Source organism: Rhodococcus cerastii (genome assembly GCF_033042195.1).
Taxonomy (GTDB): domain Bacteria; phylum Actinomycetota; class Actinomycetes; order Mycobacteriales; family Mycobacteriaceae; genus Rhodococcoides.
Genome location: NZ_JAWLKF010000009.1, coordinates 115383 through 138436, shown reverse-complemented (window position 1 = coordinate 138436; position 23054 = coordinate 115383). Strand labels below are relative to the sequence as shown.

At 64.8% G+C, this 23054-nt stretch carries 20 protein-coding genes; 12 read left to right on the top strand and 8 right to left on the bottom strand.

Translation table 11 applies throughout. The features are described from left to right. Window positions 1–206 precede the first annotated feature (206 nt). The gene (locus R3P93_RS16790) at window positions 207–2477 is read right to left on the bottom strand and encodes an ATP-dependent DNA ligase (RefSeq protein WP_149406865.1); all 2271 of its coding nucleotides are present in this window, start codon (window positions 2475–2477) and stop codon (window positions 207–209) included. Between the two features lie 59 nt (window positions 2478–2536). Here R3P93_RS16790 and R3P93_RS16785 point away from each other — a divergent pair, with 59 nt between their 5' ends. Next, a complete protein-coding gene (locus R3P93_RS16785) occupies window positions 2537–2965 on the top strand; it encodes a type II toxin-antitoxin system Rv0910 family toxin (protein WP_179272040.1) in 429 nt (142 codons plus the stop codon). 159 nt (window positions 2966–3124) lie between these two features. Here R3P93_RS16785 and R3P93_RS16780 read toward each other — a convergent pair whose 3' ends face one another. Continuing rightward, window positions 3125–3529 carry a hypothetical protein gene (locus tag R3P93_RS16780; protein ID WP_149406866.1) on the bottom strand — a complete coding sequence of 135 codons (405 nt, stop codon included), beginning with the start codon at window positions 3527–3529 and terminating at the stop codon, window positions 3125–3127. After that, window positions 3522–3902: a hypothetical protein gene (locus R3P93_RS16775; protein ID WP_149406867.1), complete on the bottom strand. Its 381-nt coding sequence runs from the start codon at window positions 3900–3902 to the stop codon at window positions 3522–3524. The genes R3P93_RS16780 and R3P93_RS16775 overlap by 8 nt, the downstream gene beginning before the upstream one ends. A gap of 250 nt (window positions 3903–4152) precedes the next feature. On the opposite strand from R3P93_RS16775, the gene R3P93_RS16770 reads away from it, so the two are divergent. From R3P93_RS16770 to R3P93_RS16735, 8 genes are read left to right on the top strand one after another with little or no spacing between them, the layout of a single operon-like run. Further along, window positions 4153–4677, top strand: a complete 525-nt coding sequence (locus R3P93_RS16770; protein WP_068048684.1) for an MSMEG_0572/Sll0783 family nitrogen starvation response protein — start codon at window positions 4153–4155, stop codon at window positions 4675–4677. 9 nt (window positions 4678–4686) lie between these two features. Beyond that, window positions 4687–5742 carry an MSMEG_0568 family radical SAM protein gene (locus tag R3P93_RS16765; RefSeq protein WP_149406868.1) on the top strand — a complete coding sequence of 352 codons (1056 nt, stop codon included), beginning with the start codon at window positions 4687–4689 and terminating at the stop codon, window positions 5740–5742. Beyond that, a complete protein-coding gene (locus tag R3P93_RS16760; protein ID WP_262498485.1) occupies window positions 5729–7159 on the top strand; it encodes an MSMEG_0567/sll0787 family protein in 1431 nt (476 codons plus the stop codon). Before R3P93_RS16765 ends, R3P93_RS16760 begins: the two co-directional genes overlap by 14 nt. Then, window positions 7156–8049: a carbon-nitrogen hydrolase family protein gene (locus R3P93_RS16755; protein ID WP_149406869.1), complete on the top strand. Its 894-nt coding sequence runs from the start codon at window positions 7156–7158 to the stop codon at window positions 8047–8049. Before R3P93_RS16760 ends, R3P93_RS16755 begins: the two co-directional genes overlap by 4 nt. After that, window positions 8042–8332 carry an MSMEG_0570 family nitrogen starvation response protein gene (locus tag R3P93_RS16750; RefSeq protein WP_149406870.1) on the top strand — a complete coding sequence of 97 codons (291 nt, stop codon included), beginning with the start codon at window positions 8042–8044 and terminating at the stop codon, window positions 8330–8332. The genes R3P93_RS16755 and R3P93_RS16750 overlap by 8 nt, the downstream gene beginning before the upstream one ends. Next, window positions 8329–9603, top strand: a complete 1275-nt coding sequence (locus tag R3P93_RS16745) for an MSMEG_0569 family flavin-dependent oxidoreductase (protein ID WP_149406871.1) — start codon at window positions 8329–8331, stop codon at window positions 9601–9603. Before R3P93_RS16750 ends, R3P93_RS16745 begins: the two co-directional genes overlap by 4 nt. A gap of 7 nt (window positions 9604–9610) precedes the next feature. Then, window positions 9611–10462, top strand: a complete 852-nt coding sequence (locus tag R3P93_RS16740; RefSeq protein ID WP_037194809.1) for a carbon-nitrogen hydrolase family protein — start codon at window positions 9611–9613, stop codon at window positions 10460–10462. After that, window positions 10459–11520, top strand: coding sequence for an MSMEG_0565 family glycosyltransferase (locus R3P93_RS16735; protein ID WP_317533506.1), 1062 nt, complete (start codon window positions 10459–10461; stop codon window positions 11518–11520). Before R3P93_RS16740 ends, R3P93_RS16735 begins: the two co-directional genes overlap by 4 nt. On the opposite strand, the gene R3P93_RS16730 is transcribed toward R3P93_RS16735, so the two are convergent. The 3 genes from R3P93_RS16730 to R3P93_RS16720 are packed head-to-tail and all read right to left on the bottom strand — an operon-like array spanning window position 11502 to window position 16247. Next, complete coding sequence (locus tag R3P93_RS16730; protein WP_068048696.1) at window positions 11502–12533, bottom strand: adenylate/guanylate cyclase domain-containing protein; 1032 nt, start codon at window positions 12531–12533, stop codon at window positions 11502–11504. The genes R3P93_RS16735 and R3P93_RS16730 overlap by 19 nt on opposite strands. Then, complete coding sequence (locus tag R3P93_RS16725) at window positions 12526–13953, bottom strand: HAD-IB family hydrolase (RefSeq protein ID WP_317533505.1); 1428 nt, start codon at window positions 13951–13953, stop codon at window positions 12526–12528. The genes R3P93_RS16730 and R3P93_RS16725 overlap by 8 nt, the downstream gene beginning before the upstream one ends. Beyond that, window positions 13950–16247: a glycerol-3-phosphate 1-O-acyltransferase gene (locus R3P93_RS16720; RefSeq protein ID WP_317533504.1), complete on the bottom strand. Its 2298-nt coding sequence runs from the start codon at window positions 16245–16247 to the stop codon at window positions 13950–13952. The genes R3P93_RS16725 and R3P93_RS16720 overlap by 4 nt, the downstream gene beginning before the upstream one ends. A 396-nt stretch (window positions 16248–16643) precedes the next feature. Between R3P93_RS16720 and R3P93_RS16715 the strand changes: the two genes are divergently transcribed. Together R3P93_RS16715 and R3P93_RS16710 are read left to right on the top strand one after the other, a co-directional pair. Beyond that, entirely contained in the window at window positions 16644–17369 is a 726-nt protein-coding gene (locus tag R3P93_RS16715; RefSeq protein ID WP_317533503.1) for a DUF6319 family protein, read from the top strand. 66 nt (window positions 17370–17435) lie between these two features. Next, a complete protein-coding gene (locus R3P93_RS16710; protein ID WP_037194795.1) occupies window positions 17436–18092 on the top strand; it encodes a chymotrypsin family serine protease in 657 nt (218 codons plus the stop codon). A gap of 82 nt (window positions 18093–18174) precedes the next feature. Here R3P93_RS16710 and R3P93_RS16705 read toward each other — a convergent pair whose 3' ends face one another. Next, complete coding sequence (locus R3P93_RS16705; protein ID WP_179272037.1) at window positions 18175–18837, bottom strand: TetR/AcrR family transcriptional regulator; 663 nt, start codon at window positions 18835–18837, stop codon at window positions 18175–18177. 138 nt (window positions 18838–18975) lie between these two features. Here R3P93_RS16705 and R3P93_RS16700 point away from each other — a divergent pair, with 138 nt between their 5' ends. Further along, window positions 18976–21114 (top strand): MFS transporter, encoded by a 2139-nt coding sequence (locus R3P93_RS16700; protein WP_094640566.1) that lies wholly within the window; start codon window positions 18976–18978, stop codon window positions 21112–21114. 173 nt (window positions 21115–21287) lie between these two features. On the opposite strand, the gene ilvD is transcribed toward R3P93_RS16700, so the two are convergent. After that, window positions 21288–23003, bottom strand: a complete 1716-nt coding sequence (ilvD, locus tag R3P93_RS16695; RefSeq protein WP_094640567.1) for a dihydroxy-acid dehydratase — start codon at window positions 23001–23003, stop codon at window positions 21288–21290. Window positions 23004–23054: the final 51 nt, after the last annotated feature.

Sequence of the window (23054 nt, the reverse complement as noted above, 5' to 3'; positions counted from 1 at the left end):
TGAACCGAAGCGACGAGCGCTGCGGTGATCTGGCAAGCCCCCATAGAGCCGGCCCGCAAACCGTTATAGCTGACGACTCGTGACTTGTTACGCTCCCCCGGAAACGATGTGCGCCACGGTACGCATCCGCTCATTTTATGGCAACCGAACGTTACCTATGCTCGTTTCTTCGGTAGAAATCAAGTATTCGACCGAGGGCATTCTTGTCATTCCTGACGCACCGCCTTCGGTTCCTTGTCCGGGCGCAGACCGCGCCAGCTCGGATGCCGCAGATGGCCGGATTCCGTGGCCTCGTAGAACCGGACCTCGCCGACGAGTACAGGCTCGACCCACACCGCTCCGTTCCGATCGGCCGGGGGCAACACCGAGGAGAAGGGACTGTCCGACGCCTCGAGAGGGGCCAGGAGGGCACCGAGCGTATCGAGCGCACGATCGTCGAACCCGGTTCCGACGCGTCCCACGTAGCGCAGTCGCTCCCCGTCGGGGATGCCCATCAGTAACGATCCGAACCCGCCGGAACGGCGACCCTGTCCCCGACGCCACCCACCGATGACGACTTCCTGGGTGCGCCAGTTCTTGAACTTGATCCAGGTGTGGGCGCGCTTGCCGGGTTGGTAGACGGAGTCGGTGCGTTTGGCGACGACACCTTCCCAGCCCCGCTCTCTGCTTTCGGCGATGGCATCCGCAGCGGTCCCCGTCAGTCGTGGTGGCACCAGCACGGAGTCGAGTCCGGTGGTGAGAAGTTCGAGCAACCGTCGTCGATCCGAGTACTTCTTGCGCAGCAGTGACGTGCCGTCGAGGTGAAGCAGATCGAACGCGATGAATCGGATCTCGTCACGGGTCGCGTTCTGCAGTTTCTCGAAGCTGCTGACACCGCTGTCGTCGAACACGACGACTTCCCCGTCGACGACGGCGTCGTGCTCGGCAAGGTCGTCGGCGAACGATTGGAGTGCACCGAATTTCTCGGTGTAGTCGTTACCGCTTCGCGTGCGCAGCGTCATCGAGCCGTGCGTCAGTTCGGCGACGATGCGGAACCCGTCCCACTTGCCCTCGAACGACCACTCGTCGTTCGGAAGATCGCGGATGTCGCCTGCGGTGGCGAGCATCGGTGAGATGTTCTTGGGCTCGGGCTTGTCGGGTGCGTCTTTCATCAGGTGCATCAACCACTGGCTGCCCTTGGTGCGGATCAGCGCGAACCGCCCGCGCGCCTTCTGTCCGTGCAGGACGACGATGACTTCGTCGTCTCGCCACTTCTCGAGTTCGTAGGTTCCGCTGTCCCAGATCGTGACGTCGCCGCCGCCGTACTCGCCCTTGGGTATTCGTCCGGAGAATGTCGCGTATTCGAGCGGGTGGTCCTCGGTGTGTACCGCCAGTCGATTCTGCTGCGGGTCGACCGGGATGTTCTTCGGAACGGCCCACGACACCAGGACGCCGTCGTGTTCGAGTCGGAAGTCGTAGTGCAGCCGTCGGGCATGATGTTCTTGAATGACGAAGGTGTCGTTGTTGCCCTGCGGCTCGGTGGTGGTCGGTATCGGCTCGGGAGTCTTGTCGGCGCTGCGCATGCTGCGGTACTTGACGAGTTTGTCGGTGGTAGCGCTACTTTCGGGTGCCGACTCCATGGTGGGGTCCAGTTCTGCCAGTAGATCGCCCAGGTCACGGAATCGCTCGAGCACCTCCTCGAACCGAAGCTGTTGCAGGCCCGTCGCTTCCAGCTCGTCCCACGTGCGTGGTGCTGCGACGGTGGGTAGGGTTCGCCCGCGTAGCGAGTACGGGGCGACCGTCGTCTTCTTGCCGTTGTTCTGGCTCCAGTCGACGAACACTCGACCGGTTCGCTTTGCCTTCGCCATCGTTGCCGTCACCCGGTCCGGAGAGCGCTCTTCCAGCAGCGTGGCAACACGTTTGGCGACGGTGGAGGCCCCCGAGGTCGACAGCGGTTTCTCCAGCGGGACGTACAGGTGAATTCCCTTGCTGCCGCTGGTGACCGGATACGCGGTCATCCCGATATCGCCGATCAGATCCCTTATCTCGCAGGCGACTTCGGCGCACCGGGCGAGATCCACGTCGTCACCGGGATCGAGGTCGAAGACCATGCGGGTGGCGGGGCCGGGATCGTTGCCGTCGAATCGCCACTGTGGCACATGCGCTTCGATGGCCGCCTGCTGGCCGAGCCACGCGAGATCGGCTGCGGTGGAGAACAGTGGGTAGGTGACGACGCGGTCGGAATGCTGCATCGAACGTCGATCGAGCCAGTCGGGGGCAGACGCAGCGAGGTTCTTCTCGAAGAACGACGACTGGTCGACGCCGTTGGGCCAGCGCTTACGGGTCACGGCTCGGCCGACGAGGTGCGGGAGCATGGCGGGTGCGATGGCAACGTAGTACTCGATGATGTTGCCCTTGGTGGTGCCGGTTTCGGGGAACAGCACTTTGTCGAGGTTGGTGACGGAGACCTTCCGACCCTCGATCTCGAGCGTGGCCATCGTCATAGGTTAACGGCCGCCGTCTGAAGATGCGGGGGAGTTGTGACAGGCTCGAATACATGGCGACGATCAGTGTCTCGGTACAGATGCCCGAAAATCCGCAGGGCGCGTGGGACAAAGCTTCCGCGCTCGATCGGTTCGACGAGTGGATGACCATTCACGGTGGATGGTGCAGCCCACCGCCGAAGAAGGTCGGCAAGGGCACCGAGGTGGAGTCGCTGGTCAAGGTCAAGGGCTTCAAGAACACGATCAACTGGACCTTCACGGAGTACGAAGAGCCGAAGTTGATCGAGATGTCCGGCCGCGGCAAGGGCGGGGTGCGGATCTCGCTGACGGTCCATGTGCGTGAGGCCGAGGGTGGTTCGGAGCTGACACTCGACGCGAAGTTCGGCGGGGGTGTGCTGTTCGGTCCGGTGGGATCGGTGGTGGCGCGGGCGCTGGACACCGATGTCAAGAAATCCGTTGCGAACCTGGCGGCATTGAGCTGACACGTCTCTGCTGAAGTAGCTGCACGACAACCTCTTCCAGCCCCGCACCGGTGTTTCGGTGCGGGGCTGGAGACTGCATGGGATGCTCCACTCAAGGCCTCGATCGAGAGATTCCCCGCGTGCGACCCGTCCGAGTGGAGCAAAAATTGCGGAAGACCCCTACCGCTGCCGAGTCTTTCGCAACCACCACAGTCCCGCGATGGGGAGCACTACCGGGATGAAGACGTAGCCCGATCCGAAGTGCGACCACACCGTCGGCTCCGGGAAGTCCTGGGGCTGGATGTAGCTGAGGGCACCGATGCCGACGACTCCGACGAGTTCGATGATGCAGGACACCGTCACCACGCGTCGGGATGCCTCGGTTGCTCGGGCCAGTCCTACCGTGGCCACGATGTAGACCACCGCCGCGAAAGCCGACAGCAGATACGCGATCGGGGCGTCGTCGAATCGAGTGGCGAGCTGAACGATCGAGCGTGCTGTCGCCGCGACGGCGAACACGGCGTAGACGGCGATCAGGAAGCGCCCGAATCCGGTGCGCGTTGCTTGCTGGAGGTTGTCAGGCATATCCGGCCCAGATCTGGCTCAGGCGCAGCACCATGGCCGCGAGGGTGAGGACGGCAACGAGCAGTACCGCGGTGCCGCCGCGGGAGCGGTCGCCAAGGGACCACCACGTCCCGAGCGGAAGCAGAAACAGCAGTCCGACGAGGTAGGACCCGAACGTCAGCCGGTGTATGTCTCGATCCGAGGTGAACATCATGACGAATCCGATGACGGCCTGCAGCGCGACGACGGCCTCGGTGGCAGCGATGGTCCAGAACAGGGCTCGATCGGACTTGTTCTTGAGCAGGACCGGTCGGTTCATGGCGAGCTTCGCGAGCACCCAGATGCCTACGACCAGGGACAACGCGTACAACAAGCCGGTGACGGCGCCGATCATCGAGTTCCTCGTCAAGTTCGGAGTGGATGGGTGGTTCGACCTCCACACTATCCGCGTAACGCCACGTCAACACTGTGAGGCCCTCGAAACACGGCGTTGTTCCGGGTGTGACCAATCGGAAATGGATGGGGCTTGTACTTGTTCCATGCCCGCAGAGGATCTGCTCTCTCGCCGGACATGACCTTTCTTCCCACGGTGGCCACAGGCGTCCACCTCATCCAGCCAGCTCTGCGAACTTCAGGAGACACCCGTGTCAGACATCGACCAGGCCATCGCCGAGAACATCAAGAAGTCGCTCGAAGAGATTCCGCACCCCTCACTCCCCAAGGGCAGCAACATCTACGGCTCCACCAAGATCTTCCCCGACTACAAGGCCGAGAACGGCGAGAGCTACTTCACGCTGGTGCACGGCATCGCACACGAGTCGTCGGTCTCCTTCGTCGCTGTGCTCCAGGCCACCCGCGCTCTGCGCAAGGGCTTCGAGTCCGCCATGTACTTCTACGGCCCCGGCGCTATCAATTGCCTTGCCACTCGGGGCTTTCCGACGACCGGTGACTCCGGCTTCCCGGGCGAGCAGAACATCAACGATTCGCTCGCGACATTCATCGCCGAGGGCGGCACCGTGTTCTGCTGCCGCTTCGGGCTCGCACTGCACGGTGGCCGCGAAGAGGACCTCATCGAGGGCGTCATCCCGGCCCACCCCCTGGACGTGCAGGACGCGTTGATCCACTACGCGCGCAAGGGTGCCATCATCAATTCGACCTACATGGTCTAGGGGATCCCGATGTCCATCTCTACACGCGTGGATCTGGCGTTGCTCGGAATTCGAGGAGCAACGCCGGTGTCCAGAACTGCCGGTGCAGGCCCGAGTGACGATGGACATGTCCGCATCGATGGCCTCGGCGCAGCCATCCCCCGCAATCCGCTCAGCCCGTACGTTCTCGAAGAGGGTCGAGTGTTGTTCGACGGCAACGACATCGGACTCGATGTTCAGGCCGTCGATCGCCCGAAGTTCTACGACCTCGCCACCGCCGACGGCGTCGCCTACGAGAAGATCGCCAAGCTGCACGGCTCCAGCGTCCTCGCTACGACAGTGGTGCAGACGTGCATCCGCTACGACGCCGACCAGCGGTGTCGCTTCTGCTCCATCGAGGCCTCGCTCGAGGCCGGCGACACCATCGCGGTCAAGACCCCGGCGCAGTTGGCCGAGGTGGCCGAGGCGGCGGTGCGACTCGACGGCGTCACACAGATGGTCATGACGACGGGCACCTCGGCTGCAAAGGACCGCGGTGCTCGCCACTTGGCCCGATGCGTGCGCGCGATCAAGGCGGTGGTTCCACAGCTGCCGATCCAGGTGCAGTGCGAACCTCCCGGCGATCTGCAGACGATCCAAGATCTGTACGACGCCGGAGCCGAATCCATCGGCATCCACGTCGAATCTCTCGACGACGACGTTCGACGCCGGTGGATGCCGGGCAAGGCCTCGGTCTCGATGGACGAGTACCGCGCGGCGTGGAAAGAAGCGGTTCGTGTCTTCGGACGAAACCAGGTTTCGACTTACATCCTGGTGGGACTCGGTGAGGATCCCGACGAATTGGTCGCAGGCGCAGCAGAACTGATCGAGATGGGGGTCTACCCCTTCGTGGTTCCGTTCCGGCCGCTGGCCGGAACGTTGGCAGTGGACATCGACCGAGCGACGGCCCCCGGCCGAGACGTTCTCGAAAACGTCACCCGACGCGTCGCCAAGGAACTTCAGGCCGCGGCGATGCTCGGATCCGAACAGAAGGCAGGCTGCGCGGCATGCGGTGCGTGCAGCGTTCTGCAGAATGCGGGAGGCTGACATGTTCGGTGTCGTGGAACTGGGCGACCTTGCCGGATTGTCCGGTACTGCAACCACTGTCGTCGAGCCCGGGTTCATCGTCCAGCCGTGCGGAAGTACAGCGGAGCTCGACGCCTATCGTGCACTCCGGAGGGCGACCTTCGTTGCCGAACAGGGCTTGTTCGCCGGCACCGATCAGGACGACATCGACGACGACCCTCGAGCAGTCGTTCTGGTCGCCACCGATCGGGACGGCACCGTGCTCGGCGGAGTGCGGCTGGCACCCTGCACCGCGGCGGATCTGGGGTGGTGGGCGGGAAGCCGGCTCGTGGTCGCTGCTTCGGCGCGCACCTCCGGCGTCGGGCCTGCCCTTGTTCGGGCTGCCTGCGCTCACGCCGAGAGCAGAGGTGTTCTTCGATTCGACGCGACTGTGCAGAAGAGCAACGAGCAACTGTTCACCCGCCTCGGGTGGATTCGCCGCGGCGACGTCGTGGTGGCCGACACTCCGCACGTGGCGATGTACTGGCCGATCGACCGGATCGAACGGCTCGTCTCCTCGACCAAGGCGATGCTCGCCGGGGTACTCGCACCTCTCCGGGCGCAGCCACTCGGACTCGGTGCCAAAGGCTTTCGCGGAGACGACGGCGTTCCGGTACCGGGGAGCGACATGATCGCTGCGTGCGATGCCATCATCCCGTCCATGGTCGATCGCGACCCCGAGTGGGCCGGCTGGTGTGCCGCGCTGGTCAATCTGAACGACCTCTCGGCGATGGGTGCCCGAGCAGTCGGCATGCTCGATTCCGTCGGCGCACCCACGCAGAGTCGGCTGACCCGCATCATCCGGGGTCTCGCCAATGCCTCTGCAGCGTGGCAGGTTCCGGTGCTCGGAGGCCACACCCAGGCCGGGGTGCCGTCGTCGCTGTCGGTCACCGCACTCGGCCGGACCTCGCGACCGGTGCCGGCCGGTGGCGGTGGCGTCGGCGATCGGTTGACGCTCACCGCAGACATCGAAGGCGAGTGGCGACGCGGATACCATGGTCAGCAATGGGATTCGTCGTCTCGTCGGAACTCCGACGAACTGACGGCCATGGCGACGTTCGTTTCCCGAACCGCACCCAAGGCCGCCAAGGACGTCTCGATGGCAGGCCTGGCCGGCACCACCGGAATGCTGGCCGAGGCGAGCGGGACGGGTGCAGTACTCGACGTCGCCTCGATACCGAAGCCCGACGCAGCGTCGATGGGCGAATGGATCACGTGTTTTCCAGGGTTCGCGATGATCACCGCGGACCGTCCCGGTGCACCCACTGCACCGTCCGGACCTGCGCTGTCCGCAGTCTGCGGAGAGCTCACCGACATTCCGGGCGTCGCACTGCGATGGCCCGACGGAATCACCACTCGCGCGGTCACGTCCACCGTGACCGGATTGGGAGAAGCATGACCACCCACCCGAAGCCCATCACCATTTCCGTCGCCGCAGCCGAATTCGGACGCGACATGGAGCAGGGCTACGCCACCATCGCCGCGTTGCTCGAGGAATCGCGCAATCGCGGTAGCCAACTGCTCGTCCTGCCCGAGGCCTGCCTCGGCGGCTACCTGCCGAGTCTCGGCGGGGGTGACGAGACCGAGGAATCGCGGCAGCGTCGACTCAAAGCCCTGCCGCCGGCCCTCGAACTCGACGGCCCCGAGATCAGACGCGTCGTCGACATGGCCGGCGACACCGTCATCACGTTCGGCTTCTGCGAGAAGGACGGCGATACCCGCTACAACGCCGCAGTGACGGTCGACGGCAGTGGAATCCTCGGCTCGTACCGCAAGGTGCACCAGCCGCTCGGTGAAAATCTCTGCTACGACGCGGGAGACAGCTACTCCGCCTTCGACACTCCGATCGGCCGCATGGGGATGCAGATCTGCTACGACAAGGGATTCCCCGAGGCAGCAAGGGAACTGGCGCTCGACGGTGCCGAGATCGTCGCCTCCATCTCGGCCTGGCCGACGGCCCGCACCGCCACTGTCGAGAACATGGAAGAGGACCGCTGGAAGCAGCGGTTCGACATCTACGACCGAGCCCGCGCTCTCGAGAATCAGATCATCTGGGTCGCAGCCAATCAGGCAGGTACCTTCGGATCTCTCCGATTCGTCTGCAGCGCAAAGATCGTCGGGCCCGGCGGGGAGATTCTCGCCGGCACGGGCGTCGAACCCGGCTTGGCGACGGCCACCGTCGACGTCGCTGCCCTCATCGGCGCAGCACGTGGCGGCGGCATGTACAACCTTCGTGATCGCCGACCGTCCGTGTACCGGACCATCACGAAGGAGCCGATCCATGCCTGAGATGTCGTTCCTCGTTCGATGGCCCGACGGACGCGAACAGTCCTGTTATTCACCGTCTCTGGTGATGCACGACTACCTGACGCCCGGCCAGGACTACCCGGTGGCAGAGTTCGTGCAACGGACGTCGGAGGCGTTGACGATCGCGAGCGATCGAGTGCTCGCCAAGTTCGGCATGCGGTGCACCTCGGCCGCGCAGCAGATGGAGGAGATTCACGGTGTCAGTGCCTCGTACGAGGCCGGTGCTGTTCGCGTACTGAGCATGTCGGGAGCTGAATTGCTATGACGGAGAATCACAGTGCAATAGAAAACTACTCCGTGATCGTCATCGGCGGCGGGCAGGCCGGCCTGTCCATCAGTTGGCATCTGACTCAGCGTGGCATCGAACATGTGGTGTTGGAGCGTGAGACGATCGCGCACGAGTGGAAGGACTCCCGCTGGGACAACTTCACCCTCGTGACGCCGAACTGGCAGTGCGCGCTCCCCGGGTACTCCTACGACGGTGACGATCCCGACGGATTCATGCAGCGTGACGAGGTGTACGCCTTCGTACGTCGCTACGCGGAAAGCTTCGATGCACCGGTCCGAGAGCACGTTTCGGTCGATCAAGCACTCCAGTCTGCGGCGGGTGGCTTCGACCTCCAGACTTCCGCCGGCCCCATGCATGCCGATCAGATCGTCGTCGCCGTCGGTGGGTACCACATCCCCACAATCCCGAGGTTCGCCGAGAAGCTTCCACGTGACATCGTCCAGATCCACTCCTCCGAATACCGCGGGTCACACCAGTTCCCGGACGGCGACGTGCTGGTCGTCGGCACCGGCCAGTCCGGTGCCCAGATTGCCGAGGACCTGCACGTCGACGGCCGCCGCGTCCATCTGGTGGCGGGCACCGCTCCCCGCGTCGCGCGCTTCTATCGCGGCCGCGACTGTGTCGCCTGGTTGCACGACATGGGGGTTTACGATGTCTCCATCGAAGATCAACCCGGCGGCGTCGGCAAACGCGAGAACACGAACCACTACGTCACCGGACGTGACGGTGGGCGAGACATCGACCTGCGCGCATTCGCCACCGAGGGCATGAAACTCTACGGCCGCCTACTGGGAGTCGAGGACGGCGTTCTGCAGTTCGCGCCCACCCTCGAGGCATCCCTCGACGCTGCGGACCGCGTGGCCGAGAGCATCAAGGACAACATCGACGCCTACATCGAGCGCGAGGGAATCAGCGCGCCGAGCGAGGAGCGTTACGTTCCGGTGTGGCGTCCGGAGACCGAGACCACCGAACTCGACCTCGCCGCCGCCGATATCAAGGCCGTCGTCTGGTCCGTCGGCTTTCGCACCGACTATCGCTGGCTGAAGGTCGGCGCGTTCGACGGCGAGGGCCACCCGACGCACAACCGAGGCGTCACCTCGGTGTCCGGCCTGTACTTCCTCGGTCTGCCGTGGCAGCACACCTGGGGTTCGGGGCGATTCGCCTCGGTGGCGAGGGACGCTGCGTTCCTCGCCGATCAGATCGGTCTCGAGATCAGTGCCGCACAACCCCAGAGTCAGATGGTCTGAGCTTCTCGTGGCCCCCATCAAGATCGGCGCGCTGGCAGCGCATTTCGGGAGAGATGTCGACCGAGCCGTACTGAAGATCACCACGATCATCTCCAGTGCGGCCCGAGAAGGCATCGATCTCCTGGTGCTGCCCGACGCGTCCCTCGGGGGCTACATCAACAGTCTGAGCAATCCGGATCCCGCGGAACTGCCGCCCACCCTCGATCCCGACGGTCCGGAACTGGCGGCGATCATCGCCGCGGCCGGGAACATGACGATCTGCATCGGCTACACCGAGCTGTCGAAAGGTCTGCGGTACAACGCTGCTGCCTGTCTGACCGGAGACGGAATCCTGGGTAGTCATCGCAAGGTGCACCAACCTCTCGGGGAGTCGCTCGCCTACGCGGCCGGTGACCACTTCGAGGCCTTCGACACCCCGGTGGGGCGGATGGGCATGTTGATCGACTACGACAAGACGTTCCCGGAGTCGGCGCGGACGCTGGCGCTCGACGGCGCGAGAATCATTGCGGCCCTGTCTGCTTGGCCCGCCAGCGTCACGGATCGAGCGTCTTCTCTTCCGAACGATCGGCAGTCCCGTCTGTTCGATCTGTACGACGCAGCCCGGGCGGCCGAGAACCAGGTGGTGCTGGTCTCGTCCAATCAAACCGGAGTGATGGGTTCGCTGCGCTTTCTCGGGCAGGCGAAGATCGTCGGCCCCGGTGGCGACGTGCTGGCGCGGACCTGGTCCAAAGGAGGCCTTGCGGTGCACGAGATCGATGTCGACGCCGAGGTCGACCGAGCGCGCCGGGGGCTGCATCACCTGGCCGAGCGTCGAGTGGATGCTTACCCGAATCTGTTGCAGGAGAAGCCGGGTCAGTGAAGATCAGCCTGTCGACCTACTCGTCCAAGCCGCGCGGCGGAGTGGTGCACACACTGGCGCTGGCCGAGGCGCTGGCGCGCGCCGGGCAGGACGTGTCGGTGTGGGCCCTCGGCCGCGGTGGCGACAGTACGTTCTTTCGTGACGTGGACCCCGCCGTCGACATCAGAATGGTCCCGTTCGAGCACCGGGAAGGGGAGAACGTCGGAGAACGAATTCTGCGGTCGATAGATGTTCTGCGGCAGGCGTTCACACCGGAGGAGTACGACATCGTCCATGCGCAGGACTGCATCTCCGCCAATGCCGTCGGCCGCTGCATCAGGACCATCCATCATCTGGACGAGTTCACCACGCCCGAGCTGGCCGCGTGCCACGAACGCGCGATCACCGCCCCGTACGCGCGCATCTGCGTGTCGGCGGCGGTGGCGAGCGACGTTCGCCGCGGATGGGGATTCGAGCCCACGGTCATCCCCAACGGCGTCGACGCCGAGAGGTTCACCGCAGCGGCGCAATCGGACCGATCGCACTGGCGCGGGAAGCTCGGCCGATACGTGCTCGCCGTGGGAGGTATCGAACCGCGCAAAGGCAGCCTGGATCTACTCGACGCCTTCGCCCGGCTGCGGGCGCACGACCTGCGATTGGTCTTCGCCGGCGGCGAGACGCTGTTCGACTATCGCGACTATCGCGCCGAATTCGACCGCCGCGCAGCCGAACTCGGTATCGAACCGGTGATACTCGGTACCGTCGTCGACGACGAGCTGCCGCACCTCGTGGCACAGGCTGCTGTGCTGCCGTTCTTCTCGACCAAGGAGGGCTTCGGACTGGCCGCCATGGAAGCACTCGCGGCGTCGACTCCCGTCGTCGCGCGAGATCTGCCGGTACTGCGAGAAGTGTTCGGCAACAGCGTCACCTACGCGTCCTCGGCGCAGACCATGGCAGCCGAGCTCGAACGTGCCGTGCGGGAACCGCGGGATCCGCTACCGGGCCTGACGCTGGCGCACAGCCTCACGTGGGACGAGGCTGCGCGTAAACATCTGGAGTTCTACTCCTCGCTCCGGTGACCGCTGCGCTTGTTGCGCTTGAGCCGATGGGGCTTGAGCTTGTGGAAACCCTTGACCCGTAGTGAGCGAATCGATTTGAGGTAGAACTCGGAGTCGTGACGCAGTTCCTCGGTCATGACGGTGTCGACGAGAGTCGTTCCCGGATTGGCCGAACTGGTCAGGCGCGCAGCGATGTTGACCACCGACCCGTACAGGTCACCGTAACGGGCGAGAACCGGCCCCCAGGCCAGCCCGACCCGCAGGTCCGGCATGTCTTCCTGTTCGGCGAACGCGTCCTGCAGGTCGAGGGCGATGTGGGCGGCGTCCTCGGGAGTCTGCGCGCTGAACATCACCTCGTCGCCGACGTTCTTGATCACCGAACCACGCCCGCGCGCAATGATATTGGTGGCGAGTGACTCGAACTCCTCGAGGAGCGTGGTCAGTTCGCCGATGTCGAGTCGACGCGTCAGGCTGGTGTAGCCGACCATGTCCGCGAAGCCGACGGCCATGACGGGGCTGTCGGTGGCGTCGTCGGGAGCGGCGATGGACCGTCCGGCCGCCGCGGCCAAGTGCCGTCGCCAGGTGTACGCCTGGAGCGCTTCGAGGGTGGGGACCGTCTCGGCAGCGATATCCCTGGCGTTGTGCCGGATGGTGTCGATGTCGTTCTGGTCCTCGTCGCTGCTGGTGATGCGCTCGAGGATGTGAGAGTTCACCACGCCCACTTGCCATTCCGCGAGTCTGGACATCGACTGGCCGAGAGTGCGTGCGATCGCCACCTCCATCTCGGGCTTGATGACTTTCTGCTCGGTGAGCCCGGTGATCAACTTCAGTGCCTCGAGGTCCGCATCGGTGTAGACGACGGCCTCGGTATCGGTGTGGATGGGAAAGCCCATGCCGATCCACAGCGCGATGACCCGTTCGAGCGGCAACCCCGACCTGTCGACGATGTCGGACCGGGTGTACTTCGGAGTGCCCCCCAGAAGATTGCGTTCGATCTCCGCTTGCACCACCGAGTTGATCTGGTTCTCAGGCATATCCCAACGTTCTGTCGAAATAGGAACGGACATCGTCCACGTACGCGTCGATCTTGTCGGGCTCCCAGTCCGTGGTGGGAATGGGCTCGCCGATGGTGACCTTGACGGTACCGGAATGGACGGTGAAATCCTTTTTCCACATCACGTCACCCGCGTTGTGGATGACGATGGGAACGATGGGCACTCCGGCCTGCATCGCCAGGTGGAAGCCGCCCTTCTTGAATCGGCCGAGACGCGACGTCGGCATCCGCGTGCCCTCGGGCGCGATGGCGACGGAAATGCCACTGTGCAATTTCTCTATGGCCGGGCGCATCGCCTCGCGCGCCTGAGAGGGATCACCACGATCGACGTAGGCGACGTCGAAAATTCTGCCCAGCAGTGCGAATCGTGGGTCGCGTTCGAGTTCTCGTTTGGCGACCGCGGTGATGTCGCGTCGAAGAATGGAGGTGACGATGATCGAGTCGGCAGTGCTCTGATGGTTGAACATGAACACGGCAGGTCGCGCCGACCACGCGTTCTCGGTGCCGGTCACGTCGAGCTTGACTCCGGCAATGGTCAGAGCGATGTCCGGCGCAATGGTGCTGGTGATGTTCGCTCCGTTGCGCCTGCTGCGCGTCAGTAACCCGAGGCCGAGGCCGATCGATGCGCTGGCCAGCACCGACCCCAGAGCTGCGGTGCTGCGCACGGCCGAGGTCAGATCGGTGCCGCGCTTGGGGCTCTCCAACGTGAGCGACGGCCACTTCTTCTTGGCGGCGTAGCGCTGCAGTTCGGGATCCGGGTTGAGGGCGACGGGACGGCCGACGGCCTCGAGCAGTGGAATGTCCTCACCGCCGTTGGAGTAGGCGAAGCAGCCGGCGAGAGCGATTCCCTCACGTTCGGCGTAGTCGATCGCGGCCTTGGCCTTACGTGGGCCCCACAGCGAATCGCCGACCAGCTCCCCGGTCAGGATGCCGTCGGTGACCACCGGGGTGGTGCACAGCAGTGTCTCGAACATCATGTCCTGCTGTACGGGCAGCGCCTGGTACGGCGTGGCCGAGGTGGCCATCACCAGTCGATGACCGGCGTGACGGTGTGCTTCGACAAGGATGCGGGCTTGTGGGTAGATCATCGGCGCGATCTCGTTGCGGAACAGCGTGTCTGCCTGTTCCATCAGATCGTCTTCCCGACGGCCCTCCAGGCCCCGGACGGCCTTGCCCATCAGGTTGTCGACCGGGGAGTTGCGCATCCGCATCTCGACGACGGCACTCGATATCTCCCACAGTTCCTTGACCGTCACGTCGAGAGTCTTGAGTCGTTCGAGAAATACTGCACGGGCCGAGAATCCGTTGATCAGCGTGCCGTCCAGATCGAAGAACGCAACGGTGTCCCGGCCGGGTGGAGCGGCGGCGATCGCAATCAGTCGATCGTCGAACTCGGTCATGAATTGTTCTCCTCGGGGGCCGAGATCGGTTCTACCTCGCGCAGCATGCGGTGGGCCATGTCGCGGATCGTACGCACCTTGCGTGCCCACTCGTCGATCTCGAGCGCGAAGTCCCGCCTGCGGCGCGCGATACCGTCGGACGTGGAATCGACCAGATCGCGATTCTCGGCCAATTGCAATGCTGTATCGAACAATTCGCCGGAGATCGACTCGCTGTGATCGAGCTGCTGACGAAGTCGTCTGGCCTGAGCTGCACCGAGGCATTCCGTGATGAACTTCGCCTTGTCGAACTCACCGCTCTGCGGCAGCAACATCAGCTGATCGGCAACCACCTGGTACGCCTCGAAGATCGGCTGCAGCACGCGGTGCGCCAGATGCAGATCCTGCGACTGCAGTTGTCGCGCAGCATAATCTGGATCGCTGATGTTGGCGCGCCAGTCCGGGTCGATGAGATCGACCTCGGATTCGAGCCGCTCGCCGAAGTCCTTCTTGTCGCCGAAGAAGAACTCGAACTTGAGCAGATCGCGTAACTGCAGTGCCGCCTGCCACAGCGACTCCTGGGTCAGTGGCGTCGAATCGCCGCTGGTCGGCAGCACGACCAACTCGCCGATGGCGCGCATGACGAAGAAGTGGATTGCGTTGTTGCGGAAGAACGCTGCGACCAGATGCTTGTCCTGAGCCAGGTAGAACAGGGGCTCGGGACCGTCGTCGAAACGCTTGACGACGTTGGCGTTGACCTGTGCGATGACGGCCGAGCGCACGACGTCGACGTCGGCGATGTCCACGCCGCCCGCGGTGGGCAGGTTGCGGCGCTTGATGTAGCGGGCGAGCGGGGCGATGATGGCCCACATCTCGTTGACGTTGAGGGCGCGATCCTCGATGCCGAGCAGGGCCATGGTGACCAGCGCCGCGGGCGTCACCGGAGTCGCGTCGTTGATCGCATGGGAGACACCGAGCGCGATCTTCTGCACCGCCACTCGCTTGTCGGAGTTCTCGGCGACGATCGACGCCACCGACATCGGCTCGCCGAAGTTCAGGTACACGTTGCCGCGCAACGTGCCCTGCGCGCGGATGTACCCGATGGCCATCCGAATGCCCTCGGCCTGCTTCTTCGCGCCGTGCGATTCCTCGGCCATCGCACCGACCTCGTGCAGCCGGTCGTAGGTGATGGACGTCGGAACCAGGTACACGTCCTCCGCATCGCTGGTCTCGAGTGCGTCCACCAGATAGGTCAGCAGGCCGAACCGCGGCGGGCGGAGCTTCCCGGTGCGGCTACGGCCGCCCTCGATGTACCACTCGAGGTTGAACCGCTTGCTCAGCAGGAAGCTCATGTACTGACGCAGCGTCCACTTGTAGATCGCGTCGGAGAACTTGCGCTGGATGAGCACGACGCCACTGCGTTTGGCGATCGGGCCCAGCGGCCAGAAGCCGACGTTGATGCCGCCCATGACGTGGTTGAGCGGCAGGCCTTCGGCCAGCAGGGCAGGACGCAGTACGAGCGGGTCGAGATAGGAACGGTGGTTGGGCAGGAACACCAGCGGATAGTTCTTGTTGAGTTCGCGTACCTTCTGCAACTGATCACGGTCCACGTCGACCTTGTACGCCCGGGAGAAGTACGCCCCGAGGGTTCCCCACATCTCGACCGCGCGGCGGGTCTCGGTTGCGACCATCTCACCGAGGATCTCCTGGACGCGGGTGTCGACGGCGTCGCGATCCTGGCCGACCTCCTCGGCGAGTTCGGTGATTCCGTCCCGGAACTTCTTCTGTTCCGTCATGTCCTCGACGACGAATCGCGGGATCTTGTACTCGGAGCCGATGACGCCGCGCTCGGCCTTGTCCAGCGCCAGACTGGCCTGACGAAGAATGAACGATGACAGGGACGTGCCGCCGCCGCGCTCGAACCGATCCTGCAGATCACTGAGAGTCGCGGGCTCGCCGACCAACACCGCGGAGTGGTCCGGGTCGTCGCCTGCCACCCATCGCTGCCACACCTGCGTTGGCTTGGACCGACCACGGGGCGCGAAGATTCGGTGCAGAATGCCGCTCTTGCGATCGGACAGAGTCACCCGCAGCGGGATCAGCAGCGGATCGTCGGCGTAGCCGCGAACACTGTCCGAGAGTGACGTTTTCGCCTCACCGGAGAGCACCACCGAGGGTGGTCGCGGTTCGCCGTCCGGCGTGGTGGCGTCGATCCACTGATTCAGAGCCTGAACCTCGAGGGTGGATTTGGCGTCGAGCAAATACACGTGCGGACCGTCGCTGAGCGACTGCTCGTCCGCGTCGAGGTGGTACATCGAGACTCCTGTTCCGTACCTTCGCAAGGAGGCACGCCGCCAGGCTACGCGGCAGAAACCGTGTGCGAGGGCGGTTCGGTGAGGTGGTTCCGGGACACCGATCTCGCCCGGGAGTCGCGCGGCTACTCGCCGGTACCCTGGTGGGGCCGATGGCACCTCGAGTGTGCGCGCGGCGCGCAGTCCGGCTGTCGTATACAGTGAGAGACATCGGCCTTCTCGGCCAACCAAATCTAAGTGTTAATCCAAGTTACAGTTACTTGTGGTTACAGTTACTTGGATTAACAGATAACCCCCTCTCGATACGCCGATCCGACGCGCCCTGTGCTGCCCCGGCCGCATCTCACCTGCAAGTGTGCGACAGTATTCGCAAACACTTTCGAGAAAGGCCGGTAGTCGATGCCACCCCGTGGGCGCGCCGTGAACGATTCGTTGACTCCCGAGAATCTGACGGCTCTGGCCGCGGCGCTCGCCGAGGGGCGTCGCGCCACCGTCTATCTTCGCGAACCCAACCCGAGTCTGGGCCTGCCCGAGGGGACGTCGGCGAAGGTCGTGTCGATCGACGGCACCACGGTCACCATCAGCCCGAAGGGTGTCAACGACGAATTGCCCTACGAGGCAGAGGAACTGCGCATCACTCGCAACGCGGCAACTCCGCCTGCGCCGGCCAAGCGCGTGCCCGCGAAGAAGGTGGCACCGCCTCAGGCGACGCCGGCAAGGAGCGCCGAGCCGGTGCAGCCCAAACCCGTAGCGGTTCGGCCCGACGCGGAGCCGGCACAGCCCAAGACGGTGGCGGAACGCCCCAAGGCCGTGCAACCGCCGAGTCCGGCTCCCCGTCGAGCCAAGAAGGCACCGGGCGGCGTCAGCGTCACCATTCATGCGGGGGCCGACAACGATTGGTCCGTCACGGTCACCCAGGGGGCGAAGCGGCCCACCAAATCGCAAACGGTGAGCCCCGAGTCGGTGAGCCGCGCTGTTCGGGAGTTGGGCGACCCCACTGCACGCGACGCAGTCGAGGCAGTCATCTCCCACGCGCGCGAGGAAGCCGCCCGACGCGTTGCAGAACTGAGCCGTCAACTCGAGGAGGCGCGCACGACGCTTGCCGCCCTCGAGCAGGACGTATGAACGACTCGCTCGTGTTCGTACACCTGTTGTTGCTAGGGTTCTGCCGACACCGCTGAGAGGGAGTACATGTTCAAGAAATTCATGCTCGTCGTCGTGGGGGCGGCTGCAATCGTAGCCAGCGTCGGCGTGGGGTCCGCATCCGCGGCCACTCCAGCTGCTCTCGGCGGCGGCTCGGGAATCATCGTCGGAGGCGCGGCCGAGTGCACGCTGACGACGATCGGTAACGACCGCAACGGAAACCTGGTCGGCTTCACCGCCGGTCACTGTGGCCAAGCGGGCGCCTCCATCGTCCCCGAGTACGACACCTCCCTCGGTGAGGTCGGCCGCATCGCGTTCTCCAACCCGGAATACGACTACGCCCTCATCGAATTCCAGCGTGACAAGGTCGCACCGATCAACCGCGTCGGCAACGTGACCATCTCGCAGGTCGGTCCGCCGACGGCGTTCCCGAACATCGTCTGCAAGGAAGGCCGTACCACCGGCAACACCTGCGGACTCGCGTACGGCGACGTCCTGCAGTCGCAGGAGACCTGGGCGCAGCTGTGTGTCGTCGAAGGTGACTCGGGCAGCCCGGTCGTCGTCGGCAACACCCTCGTCGGCATGGTCAATGCCTACCTCGGCGTGGCGTGCTTCGGACCCGAGGTCGGCACCAACTTCGACGCGATACTCCGCAACGTCGATCAGGGCAACGGACTCGGCGCAGGATTCGTCCCGGCTCCCTAGATCCACCCGTTTTCGGCCGAAGGCCCCGTTCGCACAACACACTGCGACGGGGCCTTCGTCGTGCGTGGGGTCGGTACTGCTCTCAGCGGGCGCGGGCGGACGACCGAACATCTGCGACTATGCGTTCCGCGTCGTCCGGCGCGATTCCCAGCAGCACCAGGCTCGACGTCGTCGCCGCTCCGGCCGGATCGCCGATCAATCCGGCGTTGGTGGCGTCGAGGATCGACAGCGCAATGGCCTCGATATTGAGAATTAGCACTTCGGCGGCGAGGTACGAGGAGAACACACCCTCGCGCTGTCCCCGTCGGATGACCGCGGCGGCCGACTCGCGCATCGGAGTCAGTAGATCGTGAATGCTGTTGTGTCCCAGATCGGACCGTGCGACCGCGAGTAACAGCCGGTACTGATCTCCGACGCGTGCCAGGGCCAGTGTCTGCCGAACGAACACCGTCACCGCCGATTCGTCTGCGGCAGGAACGCGGTTGAGCGCAGCCGAAATTCGTTCCGCTGCTTCAACGGCGATACCGTCGATCAACGCTTCGCGAGAGGCGAAGTGGGCGTACACGGTTCGCCGGACCACTCCCGCAGCGGCGGCGACGTCGTTGATCGTCGCATCGGGATTGTCCGCCAGTACCCCCTGTGCAACGTGCAGAATTCGCGCTCGATTGGATCGGGCGTCACGTCGTTGCACGGGCGGCGCAGCTGCGTCCCGTGCAATCGAACTCGACTCCGTCGTCTTACGCACAGGACAACATCTAGCACGATCGCGGGCGGGGAGTGTGGTTGCCGCCACAAAAGATTGCCGAGCCTAGTCGACGCTTCCTAAGCTGCACAGCACTGTGCAAGGTGTGTCTCGCACTTTGCCAACGGGGGGGAACACACGATGACACTGCTTGCGATGACGCCTGTCCAAGATATGCACAAACCGTACCCACGACGCTGGTCGGCGCTGGTGGTGTTGTGCCTGAGCCTGCTGATCGTGGTCATGGCCAATACGTCCCTGTTGGTCGCCGCACCGTCGATGACACTCGATCTGAGTCTGACGAGCAGCGACCTGCAATGGGTGATCGACGGCTACACCGTCCCCTACGCGTCGTTGATGTTGCTGTGCGGGGTGATCGGAGATCGCTACAGCCGCCGCGGCGCTCTGATTCTCGGCCTGATCATCTTCGTCGCCGGATCTGTGGCCGGGGCACTCACCGATGCCACCCTCGGGGTGATCCTGGCCCGCATCGTCATGGGTGTCGCCGCAGCCATCGTCATGCCCGCCACACTGTCGCTGTTGGTCGCCACCTTCCCCAAGCGGGAGCGCGCCACCGCTGTCACCGTGTGGGCGGCAACCTCGGGACTCGCGATCGCGGCCGGGCCGCTGTTGGCTGGCTGGCTTCTCGAGAGCTTCACCTGGCACTCGACGTTCCTGATCAATGTTCCGATCGCGCTGGCCGCCATCGTCGGTGCCGTCGTGCTGGTCCCGCCGTCACGGGCCGTCGACCCGGGTGCGATCGACTGGATCGGTGGACTGCTGTCGGTGCTGGCCGTGTCGACCATCGTGTACGCCATCATCGAGGGGATGCACTTCGGCTGGACGGTCGGGCCGCTGTACTTCGCGCTCGTCGGGTTGCTGTCGGTCCTCGGCTTCGTGGGATGGGAACTGCGGCATCCCAATCCGTTGCTCGACGTCCGGATGTTCTCTTCCCGCATCCTCAGCGGGGCCACCCTCGCGGTGCTGATCTTCTTCCTCGTCACCTTCGGCGCCATCTACTTCGTCGCCCAGTATCTGCAGTTCGCTCTCGGCTACGGTCCGGTGTCCACCGGCGTTCACCTCTTGCCGTTGGCCGGTGCGGTCTTCGTCGGATCCGGAATCACGATGTGGCTCACGCCGAAGCTGGGACCGCGCGTCACCGTCACCGCAGGCATGATCGTGGGCACGCTGTCGGTCGTCTCGCTCATCGGGATCGATTCGACGGCAACGTATTCCGACTTTCTTCCGGTGCTGACGCTGCTCGGTCTGGCAATCGGACTGTCCGTCTCGCCCTGCACCGACTCCATCATGGGCGAGTTCCCGGACAGCAAGCTCGGAGTGGGCGGCGGCCTCAACGACACCGCCCTCGAACTCGGCGGATCGCTCGGTATCGCTGTGCTCGGATCGGTGCTCGCCGCGTCCTACCGCCAGGGCATCGAAGGATTCCTGCAGACCTTCCCCGGCAAGCAACCGAACGGCCAGTACACCGGGCAGGCGGCGGAAGGGCTTGCGGCATCGCAGGATTCGTTGGCCGGTGCGGTGATCGTCTCCGACGTCATCCGTGACCAGAACGCATTTCTCAGTGGGTTCGCCGACAATCTGGAGGCCAATGCCGTCGCGGCGTTCGGTGACGCAGTGGTGCACACGAGTGTTGTTGCCGCCGTCGTGTTCGGCGTCGGCACGGTGATCGTCGCGCTGCTCATTCCGTCCAAGAATGCGACTGCGGCGACGTCGTCGGAGAAGATCGAGTTCGAGCCGATCGTGCCCTTCGTCGCGCCGCCGGCAAAGGACCCGGTAGCCGATCGTGAGGTTGCCGAGCTCGAGCAACTACTGGAGCGGCCGTCGGCGAAGCCCCAGAATTCCGGCGCACGGCACGCGTTGCGAACCGCGGAGGAGACCGCACCGACACCTGCGCGCACCGTGGCCGAGCCGGCTCTGGTGGACGCCGAGCTCGAGCGTCCCAGCATCTATCAGCTGGCCTCGAAGGTGTACGAGTTCGACGCCTCCGTCGCCCGACAGGCCACGGTGGACAGCAAGTCCGGCGACCGCGTGACGATCCACCAGCTCGCCCTGTCCAACCTGGCGCGCACCCGACGCGTCGAGGCCGAGGAAGCCCTCGACGCAGCCCTCGAACTCAGCGACCTGCCGGTTGCGCCCACACCGCAGCCGCCCGAACCCACCGAGCCGCTGCAGACCTTCTACCAGCGGGCCAGTAAACAACACGCCAACTGCACGGCATTCAAGGAACGCTCGAGCTCCATGTGGGCAATGCCGCTGTAGTCGCAACCCGCCCGCCTCTTGCTCGCCCGCCGCCCGCTCACCCAATCCCGCCCGCTCACCCCACTGGGATCAATGCGCCTTTGTTGCACTCTGACTGACTGAAATCCACATTGATCCGAACCTGGGGCGGGCGGCACGGGGGCGGGGGCAGGGGGCGGGCGGAAAGGGGACGGCTAGATCAGCACCGCACCGTTCGAGGCCGATCCGACCAGCTTGGAGTATTTGGCCAACACTCCTCGGGTGTAGCGCGGCGGCAGTGGTGCCCAGCCCTGTGCGCGGGAGTCCATTTCGGCTGCGTCGACGAGCAGGTCGAGGGTGCCCTTGCCCACGTCGAGTCGGATCTGGTCACCGTCGCGGACGAAGGCGATGGGTCCGCCGTCGACTGCCTCGGGTGCCACGTGTCCGACGCAGAGGCCGGTGGTGCCGCCGGAGAATCGGCCGTCGGTGAGCAGCAGGACGTCCTTGCCGAGTCCCGCACCCTTGATGGCTCCGGTGATTGCGAGCATCTCGCGCATTCCCGGCCCGCCCTTGGGTCCTTCGTAGCGGATGACCACGACGTCGCCTGCTGCGATGGTGCCGTCTTCGAGGGCGTCCATGGCCGCGCGTTCACGCTCGAAAACTCGTGCGGTGCCGACGAAGACGTCGGAGTCGAAGCCTGCGGACTTGACGACGGCTCCGCCGGGGGCGAGCGATCCTTCGAGGATGGTGATGCCGCCCGTCGGGTGGATCGGCTTGTCGAGTGCGCGCAGTACCTTTCCGTCGGGGTCAGGGGGCGCGATGTGAGCGAGGTTCTGCGCCACGGTCTTACCGGTGACCGTCATGCAGTCGCCGTGCATCAGGCCTGCGTCGAGCAGAGCCTTCATCACGACGGGAACTCCGCCGATGGCGTCGACGTCGGTCATGACGTGCTTGCCGAACGGCTTGACGTCGGCCAGGTGGGGAACCTTCGCGCCGACGCGGGTGAAGTCGGCGAGGGTCAGGTCCACCTGCGCCTCGTGGGCGATGGCCAGGAGGTGCAGTACCGCGTTGGTCGAGCCGCCGAAGGCCATCACGACGGCGATGGCGTTCTCGAAGGCTTCCTTGGTGAGGATGTCGCTGGTGCGGATGCCGCGTCGCAGAAGATCGACGACGGCCTCACCGCTGGCGTGGGCGAATCCGTCGCGTCGGCGATCGGGAGCGGGGGGAGATGCGCTGCCGGGCAACGACATTCCCATCGCTTCGGCTGCGCTGGCCATCGTGTTGGCGGTGTACATTCCGCCGCAGGCGCCTTCGCCGGGGCAGATGGCGCGTTCGATGGTGTCGACGTCGGCGCGTGACATCAATCCGCGTGAACAGGCACCGACGGCCTCGAAGGCGTCGATGATCGTCACCTGGTGCTCGCTGCCGTCGGACAAGGTCGCGAACCCGGGCAACGTGGAGCCGGCGTAGAGGAAAACACTCGCCAGGTCCAGACGCGCTGCGGCCATGAGCATTCCGGGCAGCGACTTGTCGCATCCGGCGAGCAGAACGGAACCGTCGAGACGCTCTGCGCTGATGACGGTTTCGACGCTGTCGGCGATCACCTCACGGGAGACCAACGAGAAGTGCATGCCCTCGTGACCCATCGAGATACCGTCGGACACCGAAATGGTGCCGAATTCCAGCGGGTAGCCGCCGGCGGCGTGGACGCCCTTCTTGACGGCCTTCGCCAGACGTTCGAGCGAGAGGTTGCACGGGGTGATCTCGTTCCACGACGACGCGACGCCGATCTGGGATTTGCCCCAGTCTTCGTCGCCCATCCCGACGGCGCGGAGCATGCCGCGCGCTGCCGTTTTCTCCAGTCCGTCGGTGACGTCGCGGCTGCGCGGCTTGACGTCGATGTCTTCGTGGGGATTCTGCGGGGTCGTCATGACTCTCCTGAGCGGTCGGCGGACGGTCGCGTCCTCAGGTTCCGCTCCTGA

What these genes read in the sequence shown, in the direction of transcription:
- R3P93_RS16790 (WP_149406865.1), bottom strand. Translation starts at nt 2,477, where the DNA reads ATGGCCACGCTCGAGATCGAGGGTCGGAAGGTCTCCGTCACCAACCTC.
- R3P93_RS16785 (WP_179272040.1), top strand. Translation starts at nt 2,537, where the DNA reads ATGGCGACGATCAGTGTCTCGGTACAGATGCCCGAAAATCCGCAGGGC.
- R3P93_RS16780 (WP_149406866.1), bottom strand. Translation starts at nt 3,529, where the DNA reads ATGCCTGACAACCTCCAGCAAGCAACGCGCACCGGATTCGGGCGCTTC.
- R3P93_RS16775 (WP_149406867.1), bottom strand. Translation starts at nt 3,902, where the DNA reads ATGATCGGCGCCGTCACCGGCTTGTTGTACGCGTTGTCCCTGGTCGTA.
- R3P93_RS16765 (WP_149406868.1), top strand. Translation starts at nt 4,687, where the DNA reads ATGTCCATCTCTACACGCGTGGATCTGGCGTTGCTCGGAATTCGAGGA.
- R3P93_RS16760 (WP_262498485.1), top strand. Translation starts at nt 5,729, where the DNA reads ATGCGGGAGGCTGACATGTTCGGTGTCGTGGAACTGGGCGACCTTGCC.
- R3P93_RS16755 (WP_149406869.1), top strand. Translation starts at nt 7,156, where the DNA reads ATGACCACCCACCCGAAGCCCATCACCATTTCCGTCGCCGCAGCCGAA.
- R3P93_RS16750 (WP_149406870.1), top strand. Translation starts at nt 8,042, where the DNA reads ATGCCTGAGATGTCGTTCCTCGTTCGATGGCCCGACGGACGCGAACAG.
- R3P93_RS16745 (WP_149406871.1), top strand. Translation starts at nt 8,329, where the DNA reads ATGACGGAGAATCACAGTGCAATAGAAAACTACTCCGTGATCGTCATC.
- R3P93_RS16730 (WP_068048696.1), bottom strand. Translation starts at nt 12,533, where the DNA reads ATGCCTGAGAACCAGATCAACTCGGTGGTGCAAGCGGAGATCGAACGC.
- R3P93_RS16725 (WP_317533505.1), bottom strand. Translation starts at nt 13,953, where the DNA reads ATGACCGAGTTCGACGATCGACTGATTGCGATCGCCGCCGCTCCACCC.
- R3P93_RS16720 (WP_317533504.1), bottom strand. Translation starts at nt 16,247, where the DNA reads ATGTACCACCTCGACGCGGACGAGCAGTCGCTCAGCGACGGTCCGCAC.
- R3P93_RS16715 (WP_317533503.1), top strand. Translation starts at nt 16,644, where the DNA reads ATGCCACCCCGTGGGCGCGCCGTGAACGATTCGTTGACTCCCGAGAAT.
- R3P93_RS16710 (WP_037194795.1), top strand. Translation starts at nt 17,436, where the DNA reads ATGTTCAAGAAATTCATGCTCGTCGTCGTGGGGGCGGCTGCAATCGTA.
- R3P93_RS16700 (WP_094640566.1), top strand. Translation starts at nt 18,976, where the DNA reads ATGACACTGCTTGCGATGACGCCTGTCCAAGATATGCACAAACCGTAC.
- ilvD (WP_094640567.1), bottom strand. Translation starts at nt 23,003, where the DNA reads ATGACGACCCCGCAGAATCCCCACGAAGACATCGACGTCAAGCCGCGC.